A 26,186-nucleotide genomic window follows, 5' to 3' on the forward strand; every position below is an offset into this window, starting at 1 on the left:
GTCTCCTCCGGAGACATGACGCGCCGTCACTACGTGACGGAGCGTTGCACCGTCGCTCCGCGACGGCCTGTAACGCCGCAAAGCGGCGTTACAGAGCTGGCTAGGAAGGCGTAGGGCGCCACTCCGTGCTGGCCGTTACATAATTGTGGAGTGGCCGCATCGTTCTCTGATGTGTCGTCAGGCTGGATTTGGTGTCCTTTAAGCCTCTGAGCTTCGATTATATCTCTATCTTGGCTCTCGGCTGCTGGTGGAGATGGAGCCGCCTTGCGCTGAAGTGCTCTCCGGGCATCTCCCTGCCTTAAATGTGTACCCATTATGTAACGCACCTGGGTCGGAAGCTTAATTACGTAACGACTACTCTTCGTGTTCAAAGTACGTGGTCTGGACCTCTTATGAAACACTAGATGTCTGAAAAGACCGACACAAACCTCCCGAAGGGGTTAGGTTACTCGTCAAGAGAGTGACCTACATTTTTGGTGCATTCACTCGCGTTACATTATCTGTGGTGGAGGTGTTGGATATTCTGTACCGATTCTCTCCGGATGGTGTTCTCCAAAGGCGTGAATCGTTGTGTCGCAAAGCAGAATATCAGGCCTGATTCGGGGCTCGTTTTTCTTGTGCTCGGGCTTCTTTGGTCGGTTCTCGGGAGGTGTGTGTGGGAGCTGGTGGGAGGCAGTAGCGCCTTTGTGTCATCCGCCGGTTTCGTCGCCGTGGTACCCCCCAACGGTGCTTTCGAGCAGTCTGGCGGTCGGCATGAGACGGAACCGTCATCGCCATCACCACCCCCGCATCTGACCGCGCTCGCGTTCCGGACGCGCTGCCGGCGCCGCGGCACGGTCGTACGGGTCGTCGTGCCCGGTGCCGCAGGCTCCCACCCGACACACTGGTCCAAGCCGTCCTGGCCCCGAGGCGGACCACGCTCTTTGTAACTCTCTCGCCGAGGTCACCCGGGCTGACCTGGGCCGGAAGGGTTACCGCCCGCGGAAACCGCCCGCCTTCCCCCGCCCCTGCGGGCCGTGGTCAGTGCCCTGGGGGTACCGCACCCACGACCGCGCTGCAGCCTCACCACCCGTTCGTCGACGGGGAGTTGAGTACCCGGGCGCTACCGGTGGCGGCGGCGGTCTCGCCACCAGGCGAGCCGGTGCGCGGACTCCTGGGGGAAGACCGACTGCAGGGCCACGACCCCCAGGCCGAGCGCGAGGCAGCCGAACGCGGTGGCGGCCAGCCACCACGGGGCGCCAGTCAGCGCCACTACTAGGCCAGTGACGCCGGCGGCCAGCAGTAAGATCAGCGGTCGTGCATTCATTGCGAGGGCTCCCCCCATTTCAGACGGGCACCCCGATGGGGGTGCGAATACCGTGCCCGGATTGTGCGCTGACCGTGCGTCCGCTTCACAGGCGAGAGGGTCGTTTTGTGTATCGGTGGGTGTCACACACGGAATCCGTACTGGTCGAAGGCGCGCTGCCAGGCCGTCTCCATCGCCTGCTCCAGGAGCAGGGAGCTGCGCCTGTGGGCCGCGCCGACCAACCACCGGAGCAGCTCGGGCGGGGCGCCCACGACGAGTTCGGCGACCACCGACCGGCCGGGCCATGTCCAAGAGGCCCGGGGAACAATGAACTCTTGTGCGAGGGATAGCTCCGGGTGAGGCGGTAAAACGCGCGGGCGCTGCCGCGGGCCTCCCGCAGCTTGTGGAGGTAGTTCTCGCTGGCCCCGTCGTCCGCGGCCCCGGCGGCCGCGGCGGCGATGCGTTCGAAGCCCAGCATGGGCTGGCGCCTGGGTGCGCCCTCGCACTGCAGGTGCGGCCAGAAGGCCAGCCGGTTGCGGTAGAGGAAGGCCAGAAGCCGGCCCTTCGCAGCCCAGGCGGCGTACGGTCCGGAGGCGGACGGGGCGGGGGCGTGAGCCAGGCGGGCAGGATGCGCAACAGCCAGCCTGGCGAGACGGGTCCCTCCATCACGCCGGCGGCCGGATCGTTCCGCGTGCGCTCGACCAGCCAGTCCTCGAAGTACTCAAGGTCCACCCGGCTCTGGGCCCGCCAGACCGCCGTGCCGCCCCGGCCTGTCCAGTCGTAGCTCGTGCTCCCCCGCTGCCTGCGCCAGCGCCGTTCTTCCCTGTCGTCGACCTCTAGGAGACCCTGGTACGGCTTGTCCGACGGCTTGTCTTGCTCCCACAGGGCCTGCTCCCGCTCCTGGGCTCGGGGACCGGTCAGGAAGCGGCGGGCAAGGCCGGTTGCCGTCTCAAAACGCGTCAACGCGTGCCATGACTCCTCCCGTTCCAGGGCTTCCGCGACGCGCAGGATGTGCCGGTCGTCGTAACCGAGCGGAGCGTCGGTCAGCCGGTATGCGGCCCGGACGGCCCTCGCTTCCAGCAGCCAGGCCTTCTCCGGCCGAGTGCTGGTGGCAGCCGCCGCCAGCCACCACAGACCGAGGGCGGCGCCGTGGCGCAGCAGGGGCAGCAGGCCGGTGAGGAAGTCGTCGTCGAAGGGCTCCGCGCGATGGCGGTTGTCACCGCGTCGGTGAGCATGCGGCCCTGGTAGTCGCGGTAGGCGCGCGGGTGCTGTCCCGGCAGCCGCAGGGAGACGGCGCGGGCCCGCTCCAGCAGGTCGGCGGGGGCCCTGACCCGCAGGGGCACGTCCGTGCGCGGATCTCCCCGCCAGCGCGGCGGGCGCGGGTAGCGCAGCACGGTGGAGATGTGGGTGAGCCGGTCCTCGGGGTGCTCCTGTTCCTGCGAGGCGACGTGCTCGGTCAGCAGCCGGCGGACCGTCTCATCGCGGGAGGTGCCCCGCCGGACCGTGATCCGGCTCAGGGCCTCCAGGGCGCAATGCGCACGTTGGTCTCTACGTTGCCGGACACCTCAAGCGTCGTCTCCTGGCTGCGCGACGGCAGGCGGCCCCGCCCCCGGCTGTTCGTTCTGTCTCGATGGCCTCGCCACCGGCATAGCCGATGTGCGAGAGGACCGGTCCCGTGATCGGGGCCGGTCCTCGTGTCCGCGGGCACGCGTCACCGTGACGTGCGGAAGGTGTCCCTGTCGCGTCGGTTTGCGGCCAGTAGCGGGTCAGGGAACCCGGAGGTCGGTGCTGCGTTGGGGGCCCGGACCATCCGGTCCGGGCCCCCAACGCCGCGCCGACGACCGGGTTGTGACGCAGCATCAACGGGCGGCGGGCTGCGGGCAAGACATGCTGGAACGCCCACGGACCGGGGCAGTCGGAGCGCGGCGGACAACATGCTGGTCGCGGCAGATAAGGACGCGAGTCGCCCGGGGACGGCGGCCGGAGGTGTGCTGGAACACCCGCAGACCAGCAAACGGACATCACGCGCACATGGCATTTTCCTGGCGAGCGGTGCGGGGCGGGACGTGCCATTCTCTTCCGCACCGGAGGACGGCAGCCGTCAACTGCCGCCCGCCACACCGGTTTTTGCGGCCAGTAGCACCTCATCCCCACAGCCGCCGGATCCCGTTCGCGGACCGGCGGCTTGGGCACACCCTCAGGGAGGATCCACCGTCGTGTCCACGCACCACCCCGGCGCGCCCGCGCCCCAGCCGTCGCGCGCTGTAGCCCGTCCACTCACCGCCGCGCAGATCTGCGGCATCGTCGTCTTCCCGCTCCTGGGCGCCGGTCTCGCGCTCGCTGGCATGCCCGTGGCCGCCGTCCTCACCCTGCTCGCCGGGTGCGGCGCGATCGGTGCGGCCACCATCGCCTCCGCCGGCGGAGGACGCCGCCTGCTCACCGCACTCGCCACCACCGCCGTCCGCGCGGCCGCCGGCACCGACCTCGGCGCCAAGTAGGAGGCGGCTTCGATGACTTCACCGGCTCCGTCCCCGCACGCCCGCCGCACCGGCCGGCGCCATACCCACCTCATCGGCCTCCTGACCGCACTCAAAGTCCGCAGCCGGCTCACCTACGCGCAGCTGGCCGCCCGCGCCGCCGGGCTCGAGGACACCGTCGCCGTCTCCGCGAGCACCCTCAAGCGCGCTGTCGACCCCCGCACCGTGCCCCAGGAGCACGTCGTGACCGCCTTCGTCCGCGCCTGCGGCGCCGCGATCGAGGACGAGCGCGACGCGCTGAAGGTGTGGCGGGCCGCCCGTGCCGAGGACCGCGGCATCCTCGCCGCGCTGCGGGCCCCGTCCGTCTCCTCCACCCGCACCCGCGCCGACTTCCGAGCGGTCCTAGTCGCCGCCTACGAACGCGCCGGCGCCCCGCCCCTGCGCGTCCTGCAGGACCGCGCCGGCACCGACGAGGCCGACGGCGCATTGCTGCTGCCACTGACCACCGCCTGGCGCATCACCCGCCGCGAGGGCCAAGGCCCCGCCAACTGGACCCAGTGCGAGGCTTTCCTGCGCGGCTGCGGCGTCCACCCCCGCCGCATGGGCCCCTGGCAGGACGCCTGGAAACGCACCCGGACGCTTCCGCGGGCCGAGCTCGGCTCCACCGCCGCCGACATCCGCCGGACCACCCGCGGCGGACCAGACACCGTCGCCCGCCACGACGCCGCCCGGCTCGCCGCAGGCATCAGACCAGTCGTAGAAGCACTCGCCGCAGACCCCGGCATCCGCAACGCCCCCGCCACACTGGCCGCAGGCGTCCAGGTGCTCGCGGACGCCCTCGTCGTCATGTACCGGTCGGCCAGCCGGGAGGCACACCGCAACGGCACCACCCCACCCGACTGGATCACCGCCACCAACCTAGTCCCAGAACCGCCACCACCCGCAACCGCCGCCTGAACACCACGACGACGAGTAGCAGCCGACCGAACACCCCCCAGCGTGCCTGACCACAGGCCGTGTCACCGCCCCACAGCCCGGGCACCAGGAGGAAGGACATGAAGCCACTCACCCGTATCGCCGAGGCCTCGTACAGCGGCGAGCAGCAGACCAGCCCCTGAAGAACCAGGCTGCGACCTCACTGCCCAGTCAACGACGGGTAGTTGAGCACCCAGGCGCTACCGGTGGTGGCGGTCGCGCCACCAGGCGAGCCTGGTGGTCGGCGTGAGAATGACACACCCCTTCGTCACTCATGCCAGCAACGAGTGAGCCCCACCCGTCAGTGCCAACGACCAGGTCACTGCGCCTGCGCCAGTAGCGCTCAGACGACGACGTTCAACTGGGCCTCCCCTGCAGACCATCAGCGTTACGGGGCGCCGAGCGCCGCTGTGGGTCGGTCAGTTCGGCCACGGACGGTCGTGTCAGGCTCCGATGCCGATGTAGGAGACGTAGGTGTAGGCGCCCCAGTCGGAGTCGAGTTCGGCGATGACGTCGTCCCAGAGGTCTTCCATGGTGTTCAGGTCGCTGGCGACGAGCGCGTCGACGGCGTCGTCCCAGATGTAGCGGACCTGTCGGTGCTGGATTCTCAGGTTGCTGCGGCGACGCGGTTCATCGACGGCGGCCTGGTTGACGGGGTGGATCTCGATGCGGGTGCCTCGGCCGTTGCGGTTGAGGTGCTGTTTGAGGGCGCCAGGGTTGGCGAGGACGTTGTGGGCGCGCAGGTTCCAGTAGGCGGTGTCGATGGCTTCGAGGTTGGCCGGGCGCGGACGCCGGGTGCCGCGGGTCCAGGCGCGGATCGTGGCGGGGGTAGCGATGACGCCGGCGTCGGCCAGGGCTTGGGGGCCGCCTTTGGTGGTGGTGAGGTAGCGCATGCGGGCTTTCAGGCCGCGGCGGGTGTCAGCTGGGGATTTGATTCCACCGTCGATGATCATGCGTTCGAGGGCGTCTTCAAGGGCGCGGGCGAGGGCGATTTTGCCGTGGACGTTTCCGGGGTCGCGGTCTGCGCCGTAGTTGCCGAAGTTTTTCCATCCGTCGGTCGACATCTATCGGGCGCCCTTCCTCGGCAGGGGGTATTGGTCTTTTTGTTTCATCTGGGTGGTGAGGCGGCCTTCGGTGAAGACCGTGCGCCAGTCGCCGGCTACGTGGAGTTCGTCGGTGCCGCGGACGCGGACGACGGTCAGGCCGTTGCTGTGGGCGCGGTGGGATTTGTACCAGAGGTTGGCGAATGCCTGGGAGCGGATGATGTGCATCCAGTCGGGTCGGCGAATTTCGCGGTTGACGCTTGATTCTCCGATGGTGGACGTGAATTTTGAATACATTGCCTTGATGTATTCGACGGTCACTGTGTCGTCGGTTTCGATGGATTTTGCGCGGGCCTCGGTCAGGACGCGGCGGAATTTTTCCAGGAGGCCTTCGCTGGCGCCGGAGGTCCAGCATTCGGTGATGTGCGGGGCCTCGCACAGGCCGAGGCGGGCGCAGCGGATGAGGAGGCGAATGGTGGCGTCGTCGAGGAGGACGGGGCCGTCTTCGCGGCGGTTGCCGATGGGGTCGGGCAGGTGGGAGTGGTGCCAGGTGGGGCGGGTGGGGAGGCGGTAGATGCCGGAGCGTTTGGGGTCGAAGCCGCCGTCGGGGTCGTGGATCAGGGCGCCGATGGGCAGGTGAGTCTTGAAGGCGGACAGGAAGCTGGCGTTGGTGTCGAGGGCGTTGACGGTGATTGGGGGGTGGGTGCCGTTTTGGAGGGCGTCCATGAGGTGGGTGTTGGTCCAGTTATGGCGGCCTTCCCAGATTTCGTCGGCGCCGTCCTTGGTTTTCTTCCGGAGGAATTCGAGGGTTTCCGGGTAGACGGTGTGCTCGTAATTCCCTCCGACGCGGGTTGCTTCGAACAGGGCCATGGCGTTCGGTACGGCCTTTTTCACCAGGGCTTCGGTTGTGGCAGTGATGTCGCCGTCGTGGTCGTGGAGGGCTTCGTCGACGGCGCGGGTGATCATGCCGGTGAAGTAGCTGTAGTCCCGGTTTGCATAGCCGCCCTCGGAAGGAGGTGGAGCGGCGGAGCGGCGGTGCGATGGCCTGCGTGGGGCGGCGGTGTGGCCTGTCGGGGCGGGCTCGGTGGGCGTGGGGTCCGGGGACGGGCTGGTGGGGGTTTGGAGAGGCGCCTGCGGGGTCTGTGCGGGGGTGTGCAGGCTCGCGGTCGGTGGCGGCGCTGGGGTGGTGGGGCTGGTGTAGGGATTGGTGAGGTCGGTGATGCGGGCGTGGGCGAGGTCGGCGTGGAGGGTGAGGGTGGCCTGCGGACCGAGGTCGCGTTCGGTGATGGTGGCGTGGATCTGGTCGGCGTCGCGGGTCAGGGTGATGGTGATGTCGAGGCTGAGGGCGGCGATCAGCTGGGGGTCGTCGGTGTCGACGGCGGCGAGGACGGGGAGATCGTGGGTGCGGGCCAGGTGGGCGAGGGCCTGGGCGGCGTCGGTGATCTGGGGCGGGCCAGACAGCGGCAGCCGGGGGTCCTCGGTGGTTTGCAGGCGGTCGACCACGACGAGGGCCAGGCCGGGCAGGTCCGGGACGCTCTCGGCGATCGCGTCGGTGGTCAGGTCGGTGCCATCGTCGATGTACAGCGGGGCTTGGGCCAGGTGGTGGTGGAAAGCTGTGGTGTCGTCCCGTTCGGTGGGGGTGAGGCGGCCGGCTCGCAGGCGGCGGTAGTCGACGGGCAGGTGTGCGGCGACGATGCGTGCGGCGATGTCGGCGCGGGTGAGTCCGGAGGCGGCGTACAGGACGGGTTGGTGCTGGTCGAGGGCGCTGGTGCGCGCGGCGGTCGTGGCGATCAGGCTGGATCCGGCGCCCGGGGCGGCGGCGACGAGATAGAAGCGGCCGTGCTGGAGGCCGCCGAGGGCCTCGTCCAGGGTGCGGATGCCTGTCGGCAGGCCCATCAGGGGGGTGGGTGTGGTGGTGTCACCGGTCGGGGCGGTGTTGGGGAGGACGGTGTCCAGGGCTTGGGCAAGTGCGGCCAGGCGTCGCGGGGTGCGCGGCGCAGTGATGGCTGGTGGGCCGCTGGCCGGGATGGCGGTCTCGTGGCCGGTACCGGGCGTCGCTGGAGTGAAGGCCGGCGGGCCCGGCTCGGACGGGGCCGAGAGGGGTGTGGGGAGGGCGGTCGGCGCTGTGGCCGGCTGCTGGAGTGCCAGGGTGCTGGGTGTGGGGGTGGCGGGGGTTGGAGCGGTAGCGGCTGGCGAGCCGGTACGGGTGGCTGGGGTGGTGCCGGGTGAGGCGGGGGGTGTGTTGGCAGGTGCAGGCGCGTCTTGGGCTGCTGGCGCCGATTCCGGCTGTGGTTCCGCGGGCATGGTGGCTGCAACGGCCGCTTCGGCAGGGATAGTTGTCGGCGCGGGTGCGAGGTCTTTGGCGGCCTCGGCTGCTGCTGTGGCCGGAAGGGGATTCTGGACCGCTTGCTGGCCCTCAGGAGGTGTGGCGGAGTCCGGGGCTGCTGTGCCGGGTGCGGGTTCGGCTTGAGGTGCGGGCGGGGTGGGGGCGCTGTCCGCGGCTGCGGGGAGCAGTACGGCGACGGGGGTCTTGTGGCGGCACAGCACCTGAGGATGGCCCTCGGCGCCGTACTGGATCAGATCCCCGAGCTTTTTGCGGGCATCCGCGAAGCTGTGGGCTGGGGCTTGAGTGAGGTCCCAGCCCAGCTCGGTTGCGTGGGCGGGGGTGGTGAGCAGTGCATGGTGCGGGCCGCGCGTCAGGGGTGTGGGTTGTCCTTCGATGGCGGCGTCGATCATCTGCTTGAGCGTGCTGCGGGCCTCGTGCAGCGTCGCCGGGCCGGTGCGTGCCTGGGCATGTGGTGTTTCCGCGTCAGGGGCAGCCGAGGTTGTTCCCGGCTCGTCCTCCGGGCCCTCAACTGACTCGGGTTGACTGTCCTCGCCGTGCCGGCGGCCGGCTTCTTCGGAGGCCGCCTTGGCCACTGCGGACGGGGTGAGGGGTGTCGGGAAACTCAGCGGCCAGTTGCCCGCCCAGCGCGGAGCCGGGTCGGACGGCTCCCTCAGGGCTGCGTGGGCGGGGTAGTCCGGTACGTCAGCGGCGGAAGCTGCCTCACCGGCGGGGTGGGACGAACGCGAGGAAGACACCTGAGGACTCCAGGGCAGAAGCGGCAAGCGGGTTCGCGGGGAAGGTCGAGTTTCGACTTGGCTGCGGCCGTCAGCAGGCGCGGCGCACCGCGCCACCAAAACGTAACGCTACCGCCCAGCTTAGCTGACGTTACATCACACTGTCCAAGGTTACGTAACGTCGAGGACGGGATTATGTAACGTCGGAGTCGAGGGTGATCACGAGTCCGGCCCTGCCTTGCAGGAGGAACGCCGGCGGGCGGCAGGCAGTCGGCCCGGGGAACCGTCAAGGCCGTTCGGTAGCCGGCTCCGCGGGACTGTCGGGTTCCACAAGGGCCTTGATCCGGGCGCGGAAGGCGGCGTGCTCGGCGGCCCGCGCCTGCTTCTCGGCCTCGTCCTCCGGCTCGCCGTTGTTCTCGGGTTCCTCGTAGTACTCGTACAGCCACTCGTCCTCGGCCTGCCGCTGCGCCCTCTCGTACATCCGTTCCTCGTAGTCCTCGTACGTCTCGTCCGGATGAATCTGCCCGGTGCGGCGCTTGATCTCCTCGTCGCGGTCCCGGCGTTCGAGGTACTCCTGCACGGCCGGGTTGTCGTCCGCGCACGTGTAGCCTCCCCGTCCGGGCGGCGGGGGCGGCTGCCGGCGGTGCTCAATGCGGTCGAGGACCGCGTGCCACTCGACGGCCTCCGCGGCGGTCACGTCGAAGGCGTTCAGGAGCGCGGCCAACTGCTCGCGGCTGGGCAGGACGTCCCCGCCCAGGATCAGATGGGCCGTCGATCGCGGCACGCGATGCCCGCTGGCGTCGGTCGCCCGCTCGACGGCGCTGTATGAGGGCTGGCCGGCCCGCACGCGCAGCCGCGTGAGGGCCTGGCCCAGGAAGGCCGTGGTGCGGATCTTCCGGGTCCGCGGGCCGCGGCCGACCAGCTGCGGTCGGGCCTTCTCGATCGCAGCCGCCTTCCACAGCTTCTGGGCTGTCGCTTCCCGCTGCTGCACGGCCCGGCTGCCGGGGTCGCCAGCAGCGCGGGCATAGGCGAGGACGGTCCCGAGCGGGGGCAGTTGGGTGCCGCGGGCGGCCTGGCTGAGGGTGGAGGCTCCGCGGTACCCGGGCATGTTCGGTGGGCCGGTGCGCTCGGACAGGGTGGTGTAGGTGGTGCAGGTCTCGTCCTTGAGCTGACGCAGATACACGGCCAGGGCCCGCAGTCGGGGGCGGGCACGGGCTGCGACCGGTTTGGTGGGGCGGCCCATCGTCACCGGCCGCGGCCGCGGGAGGGCCTGGCGGCGTCGCTGGGGCGTCGGCCGGTGATCAGGTCGGCCGCGGCGGCGGCCACCACGACCAGCGCGGCCGGAACGGGCCGACTGCCGGCGGCCAGCGCGGCCGATGCCAGGACAACCACGACGATGACCACGACCTCGGGGATGCCCAGCCGACTCGGCTGGGTGCGGGCGGGGAGGTGGCTGGAGCATGACGCCGGCGGCTCGGGGCTGGCGGCGGACAGGGCGGACATGAGCGACTCCAGGCAGGTCAGGGTACGGCACCCAACTCGGGTGCTTAGGAGAGGGATTGGTGCGGGTTCTTGCCCCGCTGCTGAGGCCTCATGGTGCCCGTGCAGATGCCCTCACGGCCAGTCGGACCGTTGCCCGTCCACGCCGACGTCTTCACCGGCCTGGAACGCGGATACCTCGTTCGTCCCTGCTCAGGGCACATGAAAAATCGAGTTAACCCGAAACCGTCCAGAGCGTGCGCCGTCCCGAGTGCAGCTGGCCGGGAGCGTGTTCGTCGTCTTGTGCGCGCTGCCAGACGACGGCGGGTGAACCGGGGTCCACCGGCTGCATGAGCTTGTGCAGGGGTGGGGAACCAGCTGGCGATCTTGGTGCCCCGCGGCCCGGGCAACGTACTGGTTGTCGCGCGAACTGGCACCTGCCCCGCCTTGCGTGCGCCGCGCCGGCGGGTGCAGCGCATGAGGCCCCCCGCAACCGAGGCCACCGCATGGCTATCGGCAGGGCCGGCCGTGGGTGCCTGTTCCGGTCACGTAGCCGAGGTGCAGCGGGCACGAGGGTGCCTGGTTTCCGGTCCTTGGCTGGCCCGGGGTTGGGTGACGGGGAGCGGAGTACCTCGGCCTTTCAAGTACCGTCCTTGCCCCGCACAAGGCAGGATGGTCTTCGCACAGTAAGGCCGGGGGAGGCTCGTGGTGGGGACGGCGAATCCGCAGCTCGTGTTCGTTCACGGGATCGGCGGACTCCGCAACGCGGAGGCGGAACGAGAGCAATGGCTTCGCGCATTGGCCACCGGTGTGCGGGCCGCCGGGCAGGCGGAGTTGGTCTCGGCACTCACCCAAGGCTGGCTGGCCGAGGTGCGTTTCGCCGACTACAGCGATCTGTTCAACACGCGGGGAGCCCAGGGAGGCGCGCTGGGCAGTGAGTTGGACCCGTCCGACGAGCAGGTGCTCTCCGGCTTGCTGGAGGCGATGGTGGATGAGCTCACCGAGCAGTATCCGCCGGATTCCGGTACACGCGACGCCACGGTCATCGAACAGGCCCGGCACCATGTCGATGCGCTCTCATCCGGCAGCCATGCGCAGGGCGTGGGCGAGTTCGCACGGCGACTGGTCTGGGTGACCACGACGCTGCTCCAGCTGCCCGGTCTTCGCCAGGGTGCGCAATGGGCGAACGGTCGGGCGTTCGCGTTGTATCTCTCCCAAGTCGCACGCTACTTGAACCGGCACGGGGACAGGGCCGCGCTGGGTTCGGCCATCCGCTCCCGGGTGCTGGAGGGACTGGATCCCGCTCGTCCCCTCGTCGTGGTCTCACACTCTCTGGGCACGGTCGTGGCCTACGAAGCCCTGCACGATTACGAGGGCCCGGTGGCCCTGTGGGTGACGCTCGGCTCCCCTCTCGCGCTCGGCGGCGTGGTCCTGCAGCGGTTGGTGCCGCGGCCGCCGTCCTGCCCGGAAGGGGTAGGGGTGTGGCACAACTTCTGGGACCGCAACGACGTGGTAGTCGGACGTCCACAGCTGGCGGACTGGATCGCGCCGAGCAGCAGGGGGGTGAAGGCTCAGACCGCGCCCGTGAAGTCCGGTGGGGTGTGGACCCATACAGCTACCAGGTACCTGGAACACGCGGAGGTGGCCGGGCCGATCGTTAAGGCTCTTGTGCCGTGACAGGCCTCGTCATATCAGCGGTACGCCGCCATGTGCTGGTGGTCGGCGCCCAGTGCAGCGGCGCGGAGGAACTGCCGGGCCTGGAAGGCGCGGCACGCCGTCTCCACAGGGCGCTGGTGGACCCGGATCTCGGTGCCTGTCTGGACCGGGGTGAGGGCGAAACAGGGTCATTGCTCGTGGGCACCGCCCTGGGCAAAGAGGCTGTCGGAAAGGCGATCACCGCTGCAGCCGACCGGGCGAAGGAGGACCGCGGCCCGCTCGTCCTGGCGTTGCTGGGCCATGGAACAGGCGGCTGCGGTGGCCCGCTGTACTTCGTCACCTCGGGCAGCACGCAGGACGGAGCGATCCACCAACTGGACGTGGCGTCCACAATCGGTGCGGTGGCGAACGAGCCAGGAGTCGATGGCGTGATAGCAATCGTCGACACCTGCCACGCGGCCGCCGCGCTGGTGAATCCGCAGTCCGCGACGGCCGGGCTCCAGCAGGGCAGTCTGCATCTGTCGGTTCTGTTCGCCGCTTCCGCTCACCTGCCGGCATGGGACATGAATCTGAGTGTCCAGCTTGCCGAGCTGCTGGAGAACGGGGTGGCGAATGCCGGGGAGCTCTTGGCCGTCGACGCCCAGCTGATCAAGGAGCTGCGCAGCCGTATCCGCGGCCAGGAGCCCGGCGGCTTCGTGTTCGACGGCGCTCCTGTGTCCGGTGAATCACTGTGGCTGGCCCGCAACGCCCAGGCAGCCGTGAGACGCTCCGCCGGCTCTCTCGGCGCCGTGGCGTGCGACAGGCTGCGCAAGCTGCTGCGTCCACTGGAAGGCACGGAAGGCATCCACAGCAGGGAACAGCTCGCGGACTGGCTCGGCGGGCCGGGGCAGGAACATCTCGGCCACCCCGCGCTCCAACGCGTCCTGGAGTTCGATCGCGATCTGGATATCTGCACGTACGCCGTCGCCGTCCTCGAGGAGACCTTCGGGGGCGCTCTGACCGACGATTTGCTCCGCAAGGCGGCGGCGCGCGCCGGGTTCCCCCTGGAAGTGGTGGTCCGGGTGCCCTGCCCTTCCCTGCGTGACCTGGTGGAGCACGCGGTCCTCGACCAATCGGCCGTCACTGCTGCAGGACAGCACCGGACGCTGGTGCATTTCGTCGCCGCACTTGCCCACCTGATCGGTCCACCAGGCGTTCTTCCGCAGCAACTGGCCGTCTGGGCGGCTAAATCGGGAGCCACCATCGCTCTGAACAGCCGGCTGAAGGAACTGGGCGGGGCGACACCCTGCCTGGTCCTGGTGGCCGCCGACGACGGCAGTGAGGACGTCGTCCGTGTGGAGGCATCGCTTCTCTACGGCTCGGCCGTGGTGCACACCGCAGAATTCCCGTGCGAGCCCGGGTCGGGCACCCTGGTGTCCGCACTGGATAAGGCCCGCCTGTGGGCACTGTCCTGGCTGGGGACAGCGGGCGAGCGGCTGGTGCAGGTCGATGTGTCGGTTCCGACCTTTCTGCTGCTGGATTCCCCGCCGGAGGAATGGCGGGTGATCCGGGGCAAACGCATGCTGGGCGTCGACTACGACGTCACAACCCGCTGGTCGGGTCTGCTCACACCCCCGTCCGGTGTCCCCCTCGACGACATGCTGCACACCGGCAGCCAGTTGCTGTCGTCCTTGAAGACCAAGGCTCAAACCGGGCCGTCGTGGCTCGGCTCCGGTGATCTCAGCAGCATTGAGGCACTGCAGGTTGTGCTCGACCGTCGTCGTATGGGCGACTGCGTATGGGGAATGAGCACCCTGCCGGAGAAGGACTTCGACCTCATGCTCGAGGAACTTCTCATCCACACCCCGGCCTTGATCTGGCCCCGGCGTGGGAGCGTCCCCGACACGCAGGCGCTTCAGGATGCGGTCGCGGAGCACTGGGAGTCTCTGCCGGACAAACTCGTCCGCGCCTTCCAGGAGCGGCCGGAGAACAGCCCTGGCGAGGGCGTTCCCGGTCATCTGGCTGATATCCGCACGACATGGCACGACGTGCACTGGCAGGACTTCTGCCAGCGCCGCGCCGGCCGGGCGGTCGTCGCCCCACAAGACGTGACGCCGAAGGAGCAAGCATGAACTGGACGCCGTACTACACGGGTACGGGGAGCATCCCCGAGCGGCCTCGGACGCTGCCTCCCCCGCCTCCGTGGCGCGCGCCGACGGGCAACGCCGGCGCGACAGCCGCAGCACAGTCACCTTCCCCGGCGAGCACCTACCGGGCGGATCCCGGACTGGTCGACGCGGTCAACGCCGCACTCCATCTGCGTCGGCCCCTGCTGCTGACCGGGCCGGCGGGCTCCGGGAAGTCCTCCGTCATCGAGCAGATCGCCACCGAACTCGGTCTCGGGAGTGTGCTGCGCTGGCACATCACCTCCCGCAGCACCCTCGCCGACGCGCTCTACCGCTACGACGCCCTGGGCCGCATCCACGCCTACAACCTCCGCGCCGTCGACCGTCCCGCCGTCTCCGCGAACGGGCGGGCTGCGCGCCGCGCCACCCGAGCCGCGCGCGACGACATCGGGGACTTCGTCCAACTCGGCCCTCTCGGGACTGCCTTGGTGCCTGCCTGTCTCCCCCGCGCCCTGCTGATCGACGAGATCGACAAGAGCGATCTCGACCTGCCGAGCGACCTCCTCGACGTTCTGGAACGCGGCCGTTTCGAAATTCCGGAACTCGCCCGGCACTCAAGGAGGCACGTCACCGTCCGCACCGCCGATCCGGGCGTCCGGCATGAAATCGAAGACGGCCTGGTGGAGTGCGAGGAGTTTCCGGTCATCGTCCTCACCAGCAACGGTGAACGCGACTTCCCCGCCCCGTTTCTGCGGCGCTGTGTACGGTTTGACATGCCCGCCCTCACGGTCCCGACCCTCACGAGCATCGTCGAGGCCCACTTGGAGAAGGTCGAGGAAGACACCACGCATATCCTGGTGAACGCTTTCGTGGACCGGCTGAACCGCGGCGAGAACCTCGCTGTCGACCAGTTGCTGAGCGCCGTCCATCTCCTGCGCGGCAACCGCATCCAGGACGACGAGCAGCGGTCACGGCTGCAGGAGCTGCTGCTCCAAGGGCTCGGGCGTGGCTGAGAACCGGGCCGCACAGCTGCTGGCCGCCCTGGCCCATGCCGGCCTGGGCGACCTCAGCGGCAGCACGGAGGGCGACATCCGCGATGCCCTCGACACTCTTCTCCTCGCCGCCGCCAGATCCGGCACCAGCCGGACCTGTGGCCTCCCCACCGATCCGCCTCCGGCCGACGAAGAGGCGCCTGACGAGGCGTTCCTTCAGCCCGAATCAGCAGCAGACGACTCCTGTGACGATCCACCGGCCCCTGAAGCCGGTCCGGAGGGGAACGCTCCCGGGACCGCCTCGGTCTGGCTGAAGGACGACAGCAGCAGCCACTCGGTCCCCGGCCGGCCCTTGAGCATCGGCCGCGCCCCGGCCCTGCCGAACGCGCTCGACATCGGCCGTGCACTGCGCCCGCTGCGCCGCTTTCGGCCGTCCCGGGTTCACCGGCGTCTCGACCTGGGTGCCACCATTGATCACTACACCCGAACTGGCGTCCTCGTCCCCCAGCTCGCGCCAGCCGCGGAGCCCTGGCTGGAGGTCGTCGTGGTCGTGGATCGCGGCACCTCCATGGCAGTCTGGGACGACACCTCACTCGCACTCACCAAGGTGCTGCGCACCCTGTCCGCCTTCCGCAGCGTCCACGTTTGGCACCTCGAGCATCCGCCGGAGGCTGCACCCGTACTCCGCAACCACCACGACCGGCCCCTCCCCCTGGATCAGTCCGACCCCCGACATATCCAGCCGGCCCACCGGCTCCTGCTCGTCGTTTCCGACTGCGCGGCTCCCGCCTGGCGCCAGAACGACCTGTGGCAGACGCTCCACACGTGGGGCCGAACGGCTCCCGTGGCCTTGATCAACCCGCTTCCCAAACGCCTCTGGCAACGCTCCGGCCTCGACCTGCCCCGGACTACCGCAACCGCCTCCACCCCGGCATCCCCCGGCCGACTCCTCGCCTACCGCCGTCCCCGCCTCTTTCGCGACGACGCCCCAGAGACGCGGCCCTGGCAGGCATTGCCGGTGCTGCAGGTGGATGCCCACCAGATCCTCGCCTGGGCACGCGCCATGATGCGCACTGATCCGAGCGGCTGCGAGGCCGTCCTCGTCCCGGCCTCAGGGCGAGTGCCCTCCAGGAACCGCAGTCCGCGACCGCGTGCCGCCTCGCTCGGTGCGCCAGCGACCGACACACAAGTCACAGCCGCCGCGGAGGCCTTCACGGACAACCTGCGCTCCCCCGCCGTCCGACTGGCGATCGCTGCCTCGTCGCTCGACGCGTTCACCCTCCCCGTTCTCGACGTGATCCGTGAGCGCATCGTCCCGGACGCCGCCCTGGCCGACACCGCGGAGTTCCTCACCGCCGGACTGCTCACAGCTGCACGCCACGAGGACGCAGACATCGTGTACCGGTTCCACCCGGCTGCGGCGGAACATCTGCGCGGGCTGCTGAGCCGCGACCAGGTGTGGGACACCCACTTCGCCCTCACCGAGCATCTCGCAGCCCACCCTCAGGCCCCGCACGGAATCGTTGCCGCACTTCACTCGCCCACAAGTCAGGAAATGCTGCCCACCGGGCTCCAGCCTGTCGCCCAAGCGGCTGCGGCAACGGCGCGGCTCCTCGGGATCAAGTCCACCGAGCCTCGCTCCGGCCCCAACGAACAGGCCAGCCTCCCAGTCGAGTCCTCCGATGACGAGAACGACGACACCCAGCAGGCTCCTGCCCCAGCTATCCCAGACGATCCCTCAGAGCCGGAACCGGACAGGGAGGTCGCCCCGGACGGCCCCCAGATCGACGGGGCGGTCATGTTGCATGTCCACCAGCGCGACATGCTTGATCGTCTGCACGCTGAGCGCGAGATCCACGGCCGGCACCGCAACCTCCTCGTCGCTCCCCCCGGCACCGGCAAGACTTTCATGGCCGCCTTCGACTACAGGCACCTGCGCGAGCAGCACCAGCGGGACCTGCGCCTTCTCTTTATCGCGGGCACCATGGAAGCACTGCACCGGGCGCACCGGACCTACCAGGGCGTCCTCTTGACGCCAGAGTTCGGAGAGCGCCTGTACAGCGGAGGGATCCCGGGGCGTTGGAATCATGTGTTCGCCACTTGGCACTCCCTCGAACGGGTCCCGGACGAGCTGCCACCCGATCACTTCGATGTGATCGTAATCGACGAGTTCCACGGGGCAGGATCGCCGACTTTCACCAACGTCCTAGAGCGCTTCGCGCCGATGGAGTTGCTCGGTCTCTCGTCGGCCCCCGAGCGGACGGACGGCCCGAGCATCCACGATGCGTTCTTCGACGGTCGTATCGCTGCAGAGATGCGGCTTCGGGACGCGCTGGCCAGTGATCTCTTGTGCCCCCTCCACTACTTCGGCATTGCAGACGGCACCGACCTTCAACCACTGGGCTGGGAGCAGGGAACGTACGACGCGGCTTCGCTGAAAGCCGTGCTAACCGGCAACGACGCACGAGCGCGGCTGATCGTCAACGCTATCCGGGACACGGTCCCTGATGTGAAGGCCATGCGAGCCGTGGGCTTCTGCGTGTCCGTGGCACACGCCGAATTCATGGCTCAGTTCTTCCGCTCCGCCGGCTTCCACGCCATGGCTCTCACGTCGGCGAATCCCGCGACAGAGCGTGAGGCAGCACTTTCTTCTCTCAGGAACGGCGACTTGCAGGTCATCTTCAGCGTCGAAATGCTCAGCCACGGCTTCAGCATCCCTGAGGTGGACACGCTGCTCCTGCTACGCCCAACGTCGAGCGGCATGCGGTTCCTGCAGCAGCTGGGTGTCGGCCTTGCTCACTCCCCGGGCAAGCGCGTACTCACCGTTCTCGACTTCATCGGGCACCACCGAAAGGAGTTCCGCCTCGATATCCAGTTCCGGGCAATGACGCATCTGACCGGTAAGCGGCTACTCAACCACGTCGAGCACGACTTCCCCCGACTCCCCAGCGGCTGCATGATCAGCCTTGACGAGAAGGCCAAGATCCTCGTCATCGAAAACCTCAGGGAGCAGATGCAGAGCACCGTCACCGACACAGCCCGCGAAGTCGCCCAGTACGGAGAGCTGGGCCTGAGGCAATACCTGCAGGAGAGCGGGCGGGAACTCAGTGACCTCTATCGCGGCGTCGGCACATGGACCAGGGCCTTACGCCGTGCCGGTGTACTCGAAGGCGAGGCTCCCGAAGGAGAGACAGCGCTGCTCAGGCGTGTACGTTCCTTTCTCCATGTGGACGACCCGGAGCGCGTGCAGGCGTACACCCGCATGCTGGAGGACGACGCTCCCCTCTACAACGATCTTGACGAGCGGAGCCAGACATACGCTCGGATGCTCTTCTTCCAGCTATGGCCCCACGGAGGCGTTGAGCACGCAGGGTTCAGCAGCTACGAAGACGGATTCGCGACTCTGCACCAACAGCAAGCGGTACGGAGCGAGCTGCGTCAGGTACTGGCACACAACCTGGAAAACGCCGCGCGCGTCCCGATCCCTCTGACCGGAATCGGCGACGGGCACAACGTCCCCCTCACTATCCATTCTTCATACACCCGGGCGGAGATGTTGTCCGCACTCGGACTGGCCCAAGTCGGTGGACACGCCCCGGCCAAATTCGCTCAAGGCGTAGCGTGGTGCGACTCCGTGAAGACTGACGCACTGTTCATCACGTTAGAGGAAGACGACGAACCAGTCTTTTCACCCCAGAGCCGCCTGCACGACTACGCATTGAGCAGGACGCTGTTTCATTGGGAGTCCCAGAGCACGACTTCCGAGACCTCATCCACAGGGCTCCGGTACCGGAACCACGTCGAGATGGGTACCAGCGTGCTTCTCTTCATACGCCAGTACAGGAGCAGCGACATCGGGAGCTCTCAACCCTGGGTTCTTCTCGGGCCAGCTGAGTACGTCGAGCACACAGGCAGCAGGCCGATGGCCATCTGGTGGAAGCTGAGGCACGAACTCCCTGCGGACGTCTGGTCCTACGCCGGCATTTCTTGATCTGAGACGCAGCCCCGCAAGGACGTGGCTGGATTCCCGGCCTGGGGCCCTTTCCGAACTCAAGGAGCTGCGCATCCACCAGGGCGGCCCAGCACCGGTGCTGGGCCGCGGCCTCGGCAACCGCCGGCGCCTGGGGGCCGCCGCGGACAGGGTTTCTGACGTCGGCCCCCGGGGTCACAGCGCCCTTGGATCAATGAGCTTCTTCAGCGTTGCCGCTCCAGTGTGAGGATGGCTTTGGCGATTGACGTCATGCGGTTGGGGCTGCATCGGGACCTGCGGAAGATGCGCCAGGACTTCAGTCTCGCGACGCCGCGCTCGACGGGCGCTCGCGCTGCGGCCAGTGCCCGATTGCGGGACTTTTCGGTGGGGCTGAGTTCCTGCAGGGGCCTGCGCTTGATGCCGGTGGTCAGCCACGGGCCGGCGCCCTGGTAGGCGAGGTCGGCCAGGATGGGAACGCCCTGGCGCTCGCAGATTCGGATGATCTTGTGCGTGCGAGCGGCGGTCAGGTCATGGGTGCGGCCCGGCAGGGCGGGCGAGAGCCACAGCAGCCGGCGTTCGGGGTCGGTGACGACCTGCACGTTCACGCCGTGACGCCGGTGCTTGTGGGAGTAGTCGACCCGACCGTCGCCGACCCGGTCGCACTCGGCGAGGGTGCCGTCGAGCAGGACGAAGTCGGGTTCGTGTTCGCGCAGCGTTTTCAGCAGGCCCGGGGCACGTTCAGCAAGCAGGTCGATGACCGCGTTGGTGTAGGCGTGAGCGGTGGACTCGCTGATCCGGAACCCGGCGGCGATCTTCGCGAGAGTGATGTGTTCGCGCAGGTACACCAGTGCCACCATCGCGCGCTGGGACGGATGGAGCTTGCAGCGCCGGTCGCCCTCACGGGTGACGATCAGCATGGTGACCCACTCCACCAGTGCGTGAGGCAGGTCGAGTGCGCCAGGATGGATGACCAACGAGGCCCCCGAGCAACGTGATGGAGACGTCAGACATCTCGATCAATAGTCCGGGGGCCTCGCTCGTTGCGCTTCACAGTCCATCACCCGATCAGTGGCCAACTCGAAGAAGCTCAATGCTGAGGGCGAACCTGGTCGCGTCTGTCTCCGGGGGAAGCAGGTCAGGCGCGTCCTCGATCAGGGGTCGTGTCACCTTCCGGGGCCGGCCAGCCAAACGGGTCCGTGTGCTCGATGTCGTCCGTCCAGTAGCCGTACCGCTCACCGAGTACCGACAACAGTGCCTGAGGGTGGAGCGGGCCGGGGCGGACGGCGAGGCCGAGGCCGCGCGCGGTGCTCACCGCAGCCACGACGAGGTGTGAGCGCAGGGCAGGTTCGGTGAATGCCTCTGCAGGAACAGGCGGGTCGTCGGGACGCTCGGGTGCCTGCATGGCGGCGAGGATGCGGGCTCGGTGCTCCGGGGAATCGCCCGGCGAGGGGCGCAGGCCCTGCTGCTGGGCGCGATGGTTTCCAACCGCGTTGGCGATGGCGGTCAGCAGGTGCCAGTCGCGCCATCCTTCCTGCCTCAACTGCGTGGCCGTATGCCGGAAGCCAGGGTCCGCGGCCAGGCGGGGAAGGGTGTAGCGCACGATGGGGAGCATGACCGTATAGCGGTTGCGGACAGTGTCGAGGGCTGTCTCGTGCTCGTAGCTGGACCCAGGCCCGGTCCGGGCCGGCAGGGCAGCCGGTTTCGCCTGGCCGCGCGGCGTGCCTGCTCCGACGGCCGGGTCGGCGAGCGCAGCCATCGTCTGGTAGTCGTCGGCTCTCAGGAAGTCGGCCAGTTCGTCGTAAGGGCGGCCGACGAAGAGCTTGTGCCAGAGGCCGCTGGCGAGCGCCTGCTCAACGAGGTGCATAAAGGATTCATCGGAGAGCAGCGACTGGGAGAGCATCACCTTGATCAGGGCGGTGAGCAGACGGGACGGTTCTGTTTCCAGGTCTGCGGGAGCGGTTGTGGGCAGGCGCAGCCTCCACCGGTTGGTGTCCCGGTCGGTGCTCTGGTCGCAGACAGCGGGCTGGTCGTGGGGCACGGTGGCGTCTGCGCGGATCTCGACGCTCAGGCTGCCGGGCAGGAACAGCGGGTCTCCTAGGGCGAGTTCACCGAGGAACACCTGGAGTGCTGCGGTGTAGCGTTCCGCGGCCAGCACCGACAGTCGTTCGTTCGGGCAGGTGATCTCCCAGTCGACGCCGAGCGCGTTCCAGGCATAGCGGCGTGTGGGGCCGGCATCGCTGAAGGGCCGCCCCATTCCGTGGGTATCGGCCTCCTCGGCGCACGCCTCTTCGGTTGTCGTGGGGACGTCGGCAATCGGGGTGAGCATCTCGTCGATAACGGTGTCGATGCCCACCGAGGCGGTGATTGTGCGGAGCAGGGGGACGAATCCGGGCCGCACCGCGCCGGCCACGCGCAGGGTGAGCGCCTGGTCGGCCATCATCTCCCAGACATAGGGGTAGCGTTCGCTGTTGTACGGCTCGTCGCAGTAGTCGGTTTGTGCCATGAGGCCGATGCAGAACAGGCGGGTAGCGGAGATCCAGTTTCCGGCTTGGCGGTCGTACTGGGCGGCGTGGATGATGCCGCGGGGGACGAAGCGGCTGAGTTCGGGGTTAGGCGCGGACTTTGCGGCGGTGGCGGCTGCGAGCGCGTACTGCTTGGCGGCGATGGGCAGGCCGAGTTCGCTGTAAAGGCGTGCGCACAGCAGCAGCATGATCAGGCCGCCCTCGAGGGTGTCGCCGCGCAGCCAGTTGGCCTTGGCTTCGTGGATCTCCTGGAGTGCTTGCGGGATGCGGCCGCTCTTGATCAGGGCGTGGCCCCGGGACTGGGCGCGTTCGCCGCGTGCGGTCTGGCCGGTTACCCGGTCGGTTGCCTGATCGAGCAGGTCACGGACCTCCCGGTACAGCGGATGGTCCACCAGTACGGGGGTGAGGTAGTCGAAGAGGTCGGCGGTGTGCTCGATGGGGAACAGCGGCGCGTTGTCCAGGTGGTGGCCCAGCCGGAGCAGGATGTTCATGGCGGTGTCGAGGTCCGTGAGTGGCGGCCGCGTCTGGAGAGCAGGTACCGGTTCACCGGCTTCCACCGCTTCGAGGACGGATGCGGTGGCCTCCGCGACGGTCGGCAGGTCCTCGGGCAGGGATACGGGGTCGGCGGTCATGTCGGTGTGCAGGGCCAGGCGGGCCCGCATGGCCAGCAGATGGGCCATGGCGTTGGCCGGCGGGCCCACGTCCAGCAGGCGGTCGATCTTGTCGGCCAGCAGGCGCTGCCAGCCGCACAAGTCGTCTGCAGTCAGCGCGGTGAGATTGCGCAGCAGTGCCCCGAATCCGTATCCGAGGAGCACGACGGCGTCCTCGAGGATTCCCGGCTCGGTGAGGGTGTCGTCGGCAGTGACCGTGTCGAAGAAGTCGCGGGCCAGCTGGTCCGCCGGGCGCATGTCGCCGAGGCCGCGCAGGGTTGCCACGACGATCTCGTAGCGGGCCCGCAGTGCGGTGTGCTCCCCTGCAGCGGCGGCCAGCAGAGCACGTGCGTGGCCGATCCACTCCGGCAGGTCGGCTCTCGCCTCTTCGTGGAAGGTGGCGTGGCGCAGCGGGCCCCGCAGGTCCACCAGGTCGCCCAGGGTGCGGGCCGGCTCGTCGTTGGCCTGCCATCGCCGGCGGGCTTCGGCATACCAGTCGGGCAGTTCACCGGCTCCGTCCGGGCGCGGTGGAGCGAGGTCGGAGGGCAGGTGGAGGTACTGGACGGCGAGGTAGAACAGGTCGTAGTCGGCGAGGTGGAGGGCGAGGGCGGCCGCGTCCCAGATCTCCAGGTCGACCTGGTGCGTCCGGGCGGCTTCTTCGATCAGGTCGTGCCGCTTCCTGGTGGGCACGGCGGTCACCGTGAAGTAGATGACGCGGTCAACGGGGGTTCCCTGCCCGCAGATCGATGCCAGGTCCTTTCGGATCTTGCCGGGGATGTCGGTGCTTTGGATGGTGCAGGCCATCACCACCCGCTGGGTGGAGGCCAGCGACGCGAACAGGGACGTGTCGGGCAACTCCCGGGGAATGTTGCTCCAGTGGCTTTCGGCGTCCCGGCCCTGGTCCCCGCCGCCGCTGACGGGGCCGGTCGCCGGCAGCAGATTGCTGGTGATCCTCCGGCGGGCCAGGCCCAGGCACAGGGCCTCGAACTCGTGGTGGCTGTTGCTCTCGCCGAGGGTGCTCAAGGCGAAGCGGATACGCTTCTCGAGCTGGACGGCATCGTCACTCACGTCGTTCCCCCTGGTCTCACTGCCGCAGTTACGCACGACCAGTGTCCAGTACCCCACTGACATCCCAGGGCCATGCACGCGTCTGCGGTGCTGAGTGAACACGGGTTCAGCCGCCGGGCGCTTGCTCATGCGCATCATGTACCGGCACCCCTTGTGGGCTGAGCCTCGGCAACGCGCGGTGCGCGAGGATGGGGCAATGGCTGACGACCCCGCTGCCCCTGATGCGCGCCCGGTACAGATCCCTGCGCGGATCCACGCAGTAGGTCCGGGCTGGCGGGGGCTGCTGGAGCGTCTGCATGAACAGATTCGCGCGGCCTTTCGCGGCTACCGCCTGCTCGATCTCAAAGAGAAGCTCAGCGGCCTGCGCGTCTACGTGGAAGGGCCGCCGGGCAGCGGCGACAGGCTGCGGAGCCTGATCGCCCCCGCCGAGGAGGAGGCGGAGCGCACCTGTGAGTTCTGCGGCGCACCCGGCCGTATCCGCACCCGCGACAACTGGCCGGGAGGATGGCGCAAGACCGTATGCGACACCTGCCACAGCAACTGGTCGACACGCCGCATCATGATCGTTTGTGGTGTGGTGCGCGGCCGCGGGTGAGGCCACCAGCCTGGCGGCGCCCCGGACAGGCGGTTTGACCAGGCACAGCGAGAACCTGTTGGCCTGTCCTGCCGCCTTCACGAACCACCGATCAGGGCATCGCTGCGCTTCGGCGTCTGCAGTGCACAAACGGGAACGGGCGGCTCGTACGTGCTCTTTACACCGAACCCGGTTGCTCTCACCATCAATGGCCAAGGGGTGCGGCCGGCACATGCTCGCCCATCGACCTGGAGGGGGCCGGGATGGGTGTGTTATGGAAGCTGGAACCGGCGACAGCCGCCAAACACCGCCTGTACCAGCGCTACTTGGATGCCTGGTGGCCCATTCTGCTGCAGACGTCCCAGCGCACTGGTTATGCCCGCCCCCGCGTCACACTCCTTGACGCCTTCGCCGGTCCCGGCCGCTACCAGGACAGCGAACCGGGCTCGCCGGTCTTTCTCCTCGAACGTCTGCTGAACCACAGCGCGGTCGACCGCATGCACCTCAGTCCTCGGCGCGTGCACCTGATCTTCATCGAGAAGGACCCTGCCCGGCACAAGCATCTGATGGGCGAACTCCACGCCCGCTTCGGGCCGTTGCGTGACCTGCCAGTCCACCTCGAAGTCCAGCGCGGCGACGCCGGCACCGACAGCATGCCCCTACTGACCCGGCTGGGTGCCTGGGGCCACCCCATCCTCGGCATCTTCGACAGCTGGGGCAGTGTCAATGTTCCGCTGGACGTGATGAGGCGCATCGCCCGCAATCCCTCCAGCGAGGTCGTAACCACCTTCGGCCCCAACTGGTTCAGCCGTCGTGAGAACCTCAACCTGGACGTCCTCGACACCGTCTTCGGCGGCCGGGCGTTTTGGACGCCCGCGGATGCTGAACTGCGCCCCGACGAGCGGTGGCGCGTGTGGCTGTCGACCTACCGGGATGCCCTGCGCCGGTCGGGCTTCCCCGACCAGCTGCAGTTCGAACTCGTCCCCCGCACCGGACAGCCTCTCTACCTCGTCTTCGGCACCGGCAGCACGGCCGGCCTGAAAGCGATGAAGGACGCCATGTGGAAGGTCGACGACCGGGACGGCGAAAGCTTCCGCGACCCGCGCACGCGCGGGGCCATCCCTGACGGCCAGATCGACCTTTTCCAGGCGGCAGGGCTCGCCGACACCGAACTTCTGGAGCTGGTCGCGCAGCGCCTGTCGATGGGACCGGCCACGGTGGAGACGAGTGGTGAGTGGCTGCTGCCCAAGCACGCGCTGCAAGCCATACGTGAGATGCGGCAAAACGGCCAGGTGACCCTGCTCTCCAGCGGGAAACTCACGACGAAGAGCCAGGTCAGCCTGCCCGCCTGAAACGGCATCCCCTCAAGGGCGCCTGCTGCGCGGATCAGACGCGGACGCGTTCCTCGGGGTATTCGCGAACCCGCAGAGCGGCAGGGAACTGGCTGATCTCCTTGTGTTCCTTGCCCCAACGGGAACCGAGCTGCTTCACGAACGGGGCGCAGCCGGACTGGCGGGGCCTGGCCACCACGTCCGCTGCCCAGGCCAGGTCCATGGGGCGGGCCCCCGGCCCGGATTCGCCGCCCACGATCACCCAGTCGATGCCCGTCAGATCCAGGCCGTCGAGGGGACCGAGCAACGGCTCGCACGACAAGAACCTCACCGTGGCCGGCACCTGCCGCAGATCCTCGATGCGGGGCAGTTCCTGCGCGCTCTCCACCGAGACCCCCATCCACAGATTCGCTGGCCACTCCAACCGCCCGGCGATCTGCCGCAGGCGCCGGGCCCGTTTGGTGAGGACCTGGTAGGTGTGCTGCGGCGTCTCAGCGATCACCTCGAAGACCTGCTGGACGTAGTCGAGTGGCACCCGGCGTGGAATAAGTCGCTCATCGAGTTCACGAACACTGTCCGCGGGCTCTTCCACCCGTACGGCACCCGCAGCGTGTCCGGATGCAGCGTCAGTGCGAAGCCCGGCCCGGAAGTACGCGGATCACCGTCGGCCTGGTACTTGGGAGAGCCCATGGCCTTCAGCCGCTTCGCCAGCGTCAGCGCATAGCAGTGATCGCATCCGGCGGAGATGCGGTCGCAGCCCGTCGTCGGGTTCCACGTCGCCTCGGTCCACTCGATCGCGCTGCGGTCACTCACTGGCCGGCGCTCCATCCCCTCGAACCGCACCTCACCCCGGCGGCCCGGTCACAGTCGCTGCATCCCCAACGACGTGTCGCATCACCGGACACCGTCATCCAACCATCTGACCGGCGCACCGTAGCCGCTAACCCGATAATAGAACACGTGTCTGAATTTTCGGAGTTGGCAGGCCGGTGCAAACCA

The 26,186-nt window shown here is 68.6% G+C and carries 16 protein-coding genes and 1 pseudogene; 8 read left to right on the forward strand and 9 right to left on the reverse strand.

Annotated elements, in window-relative coordinates; translation table 11 throughout:
* Nucleotides 1-1,102: 1,102 nt before the first annotated feature.
* Together BIV24_RS09690 and BIV24_RS34275 are read right to left on the reverse strand one after the other, a co-directional pair.
* Entirely contained in the window at nucleotides 1,103-1,306 is a 204-nt protein-coding gene (locus BIV24_RS09690; RefSeq protein WP_071365814.1) for a hypothetical protein, read from the reverse strand.
* A gap of 122 nt (nucleotides 1,307-1,428) precedes the next feature.
* Nucleotides 1,429-1,575, reverse strand: coding sequence for a hypothetical protein (locus tag BIV24_RS34275; protein ID WP_177198666.1), 147 nt, complete (start codon nucleotides 1,573-1,575; stop codon nucleotides 1,429-1,431).
* Between the two features lie 1,926 nt (nucleotides 1,576-3,501).
* Between BIV24_RS34275 and BIV24_RS09695 the strand changes: the two genes are divergently transcribed.
* Together BIV24_RS09695 and BIV24_RS09700 are read left to right on the forward strand one after the other, a co-directional pair.
* Nucleotides 3,502-3,783: a hypothetical protein gene (locus tag BIV24_RS09695; protein ID WP_071365815.1), complete on the forward strand. Its 282-nt coding sequence runs from the start codon at nucleotides 3,502-3,504 to the stop codon at nucleotides 3,781-3,783.
* Between the two features lie 12 nt (nucleotides 3,784-3,795).
* A complete protein-coding gene (locus tag BIV24_RS09700) occupies nucleotides 3,796-4,719 on the forward strand; it encodes a helix-turn-helix domain-containing protein (protein WP_071365816.1) in 924 nt (307 codons plus the stop codon).
* A gap of 461 nt (nucleotides 4,720-5,180) precedes the next feature.
* Here BIV24_RS09700 and BIV24_RS09705 read toward each other — a convergent pair whose 3' ends face one another.
* From BIV24_RS09705 to BIV24_RS09725, 4 genes are all read right to left on the reverse strand, one after another.
* Nucleotides 5,181-5,801, reverse strand: a complete 621-nt coding sequence (locus BIV24_RS09705) for a hypothetical protein (RefSeq protein WP_071365817.1) — start codon at nucleotides 5,799-5,801, stop codon at nucleotides 5,181-5,183.
* A complete protein-coding gene (locus tag BIV24_RS33835; RefSeq protein WP_143064579.1) occupies nucleotides 5,802-8,861 on the reverse strand; it encodes a DnaB-like helicase C-terminal domain-containing protein in 3,060 nt (1,019 codons plus the stop codon).
* A gap of 265 nt (nucleotides 8,862-9,126) precedes the next feature.
* Nucleotides 9,127-10,083, reverse strand: a complete 957-nt coding sequence (locus tag BIV24_RS09720) for a helix-turn-helix domain-containing protein (RefSeq protein ID WP_071365819.1) — start codon at nucleotides 10,081-10,083, stop codon at nucleotides 9,127-9,129.
* 2 nt (nucleotides 10,084-10,085) lie between these two features.
* The gene (locus tag BIV24_RS09725; RefSeq protein WP_071365820.1) at nucleotides 10,086-10,343 is read right to left on the reverse strand and encodes a hypothetical protein; all 258 of its coding nucleotides are present in this window, start codon (nucleotides 10,341-10,343) and stop codon (nucleotides 10,086-10,088) included.
* 681 nt (nucleotides 10,344-11,024) lie between these two features.
* Between BIV24_RS09725 and BIV24_RS09730 the strand changes: the two genes are divergently transcribed.
* The 4 genes from BIV24_RS09730 to BIV24_RS09745 are packed head-to-tail and all read left to right on the forward strand — an operon-like array spanning nucleotide 11,025 to nucleotide 19,063.
* On the forward strand, nucleotides 11,025-11,996 hold the full coding sequence (locus tag BIV24_RS09730) for a magnesium transporter CorA family protein (RefSeq protein WP_107459327.1): 972 nt from the start codon (nucleotides 11,025-11,027) through the stop codon (nucleotides 11,994-11,996).
* Complete coding sequence (locus BIV24_RS09735; protein WP_143064580.1) at nucleotides 11,993-14,086, forward strand: vWA-MoxR associated conflict system protein; 2,094 nt, start codon at nucleotides 11,993-11,995, stop codon at nucleotides 14,084-14,086. The genes BIV24_RS09730 and BIV24_RS09735 overlap by 4 nt, the downstream gene beginning before the upstream one ends.
* Nucleotides 14,083-15,093 carry an AAA family ATPase gene (locus tag BIV24_RS09740; RefSeq protein ID WP_071365822.1) on the forward strand — a complete coding sequence of 337 codons (1,011 nt, stop codon included), beginning with the start codon at nucleotides 14,083-14,085 and terminating at the stop codon, nucleotides 15,091-15,093. Before BIV24_RS09735 ends, BIV24_RS09740 begins: the two co-directional genes overlap by 4 nt.
* The gene (locus BIV24_RS09745; RefSeq protein ID WP_071365823.1) at nucleotides 15,086-19,063 is read left to right on the forward strand and encodes a DUF3427 domain-containing protein; all 3,978 of its coding nucleotides are present in this window, start codon (nucleotides 15,086-15,088) and stop codon (nucleotides 19,061-19,063) included. Before BIV24_RS09740 ends, BIV24_RS09745 begins: the two co-directional genes overlap by 8 nt.
* Before the next feature lie 203 nt (nucleotides 19,064-19,266).
* Here the strand turns inward: BIV24_RS09745 and BIV24_RS09750 are convergent, their stop codons facing one another.
* Both BIV24_RS09750 and BIV24_RS09755 read right to left on the reverse strand, forming a co-directional pair.
* Nucleotides 19,267-20,016 (reverse strand): IS5/IS1182 family transposase, encoded by a 750-nt coding sequence (locus BIV24_RS09750; protein ID WP_071365824.1) that lies wholly within the window; start codon nucleotides 20,014-20,016, stop codon nucleotides 19,267-19,269.
* 161 nt (nucleotides 20,017-20,177) lie between these two features.
* Nucleotides 20,178-23,282 carry an alpha/beta hydrolase gene (locus BIV24_RS09755; RefSeq protein WP_071365825.1) on the reverse strand — a complete coding sequence of 1,035 codons (3,105 nt, stop codon included), beginning with the start codon at nucleotides 23,280-23,282 and terminating at the stop codon, nucleotides 20,178-20,180.
* A gap of 196 nt (nucleotides 23,283-23,478) precedes the next feature.
* On the opposite strand from BIV24_RS09755, the gene BIV24_RS09760 reads away from it, so the two are divergent.
* Together BIV24_RS09760 and BIV24_RS09765 are read left to right on the forward strand one after the other, a co-directional pair.
* Nucleotides 23,479-23,877, forward strand: coding sequence for a hypothetical protein (locus BIV24_RS09760; protein ID WP_071365826.1), 399 nt, complete (start codon nucleotides 23,479-23,481; stop codon nucleotides 23,875-23,877).
* A 242-nt stretch (nucleotides 23,878-24,119) separates the two neighbouring features.
* A complete protein-coding gene (locus BIV24_RS09765) occupies nucleotides 24,120-25,208 on the forward strand; it encodes a three-Cys-motif partner protein TcmP (protein ID WP_071365827.1) in 1,089 nt (362 codons plus the stop codon).
* A 34-nt stretch (nucleotides 25,209-25,242) separates the two neighbouring features.
* Here the strand turns inward: BIV24_RS09765 and BIV24_RS36380 are convergent.
* Nucleotides 25,243-26,015: pseudogene (locus BIV24_RS36380) on the reverse strand (DUF5131 family protein).
* Nucleotides 26,016-26,186: the final 171 nt, after the last annotated feature.

This window comes from Streptomyces colonosanans (assembly GCF_001866645.1).
Taxonomy (GTDB): Bacteria; Actinomycetota; Actinomycetes; order Streptomycetales; family Streptomycetaceae; genus Streptomyces; species Streptomyces colonosanans.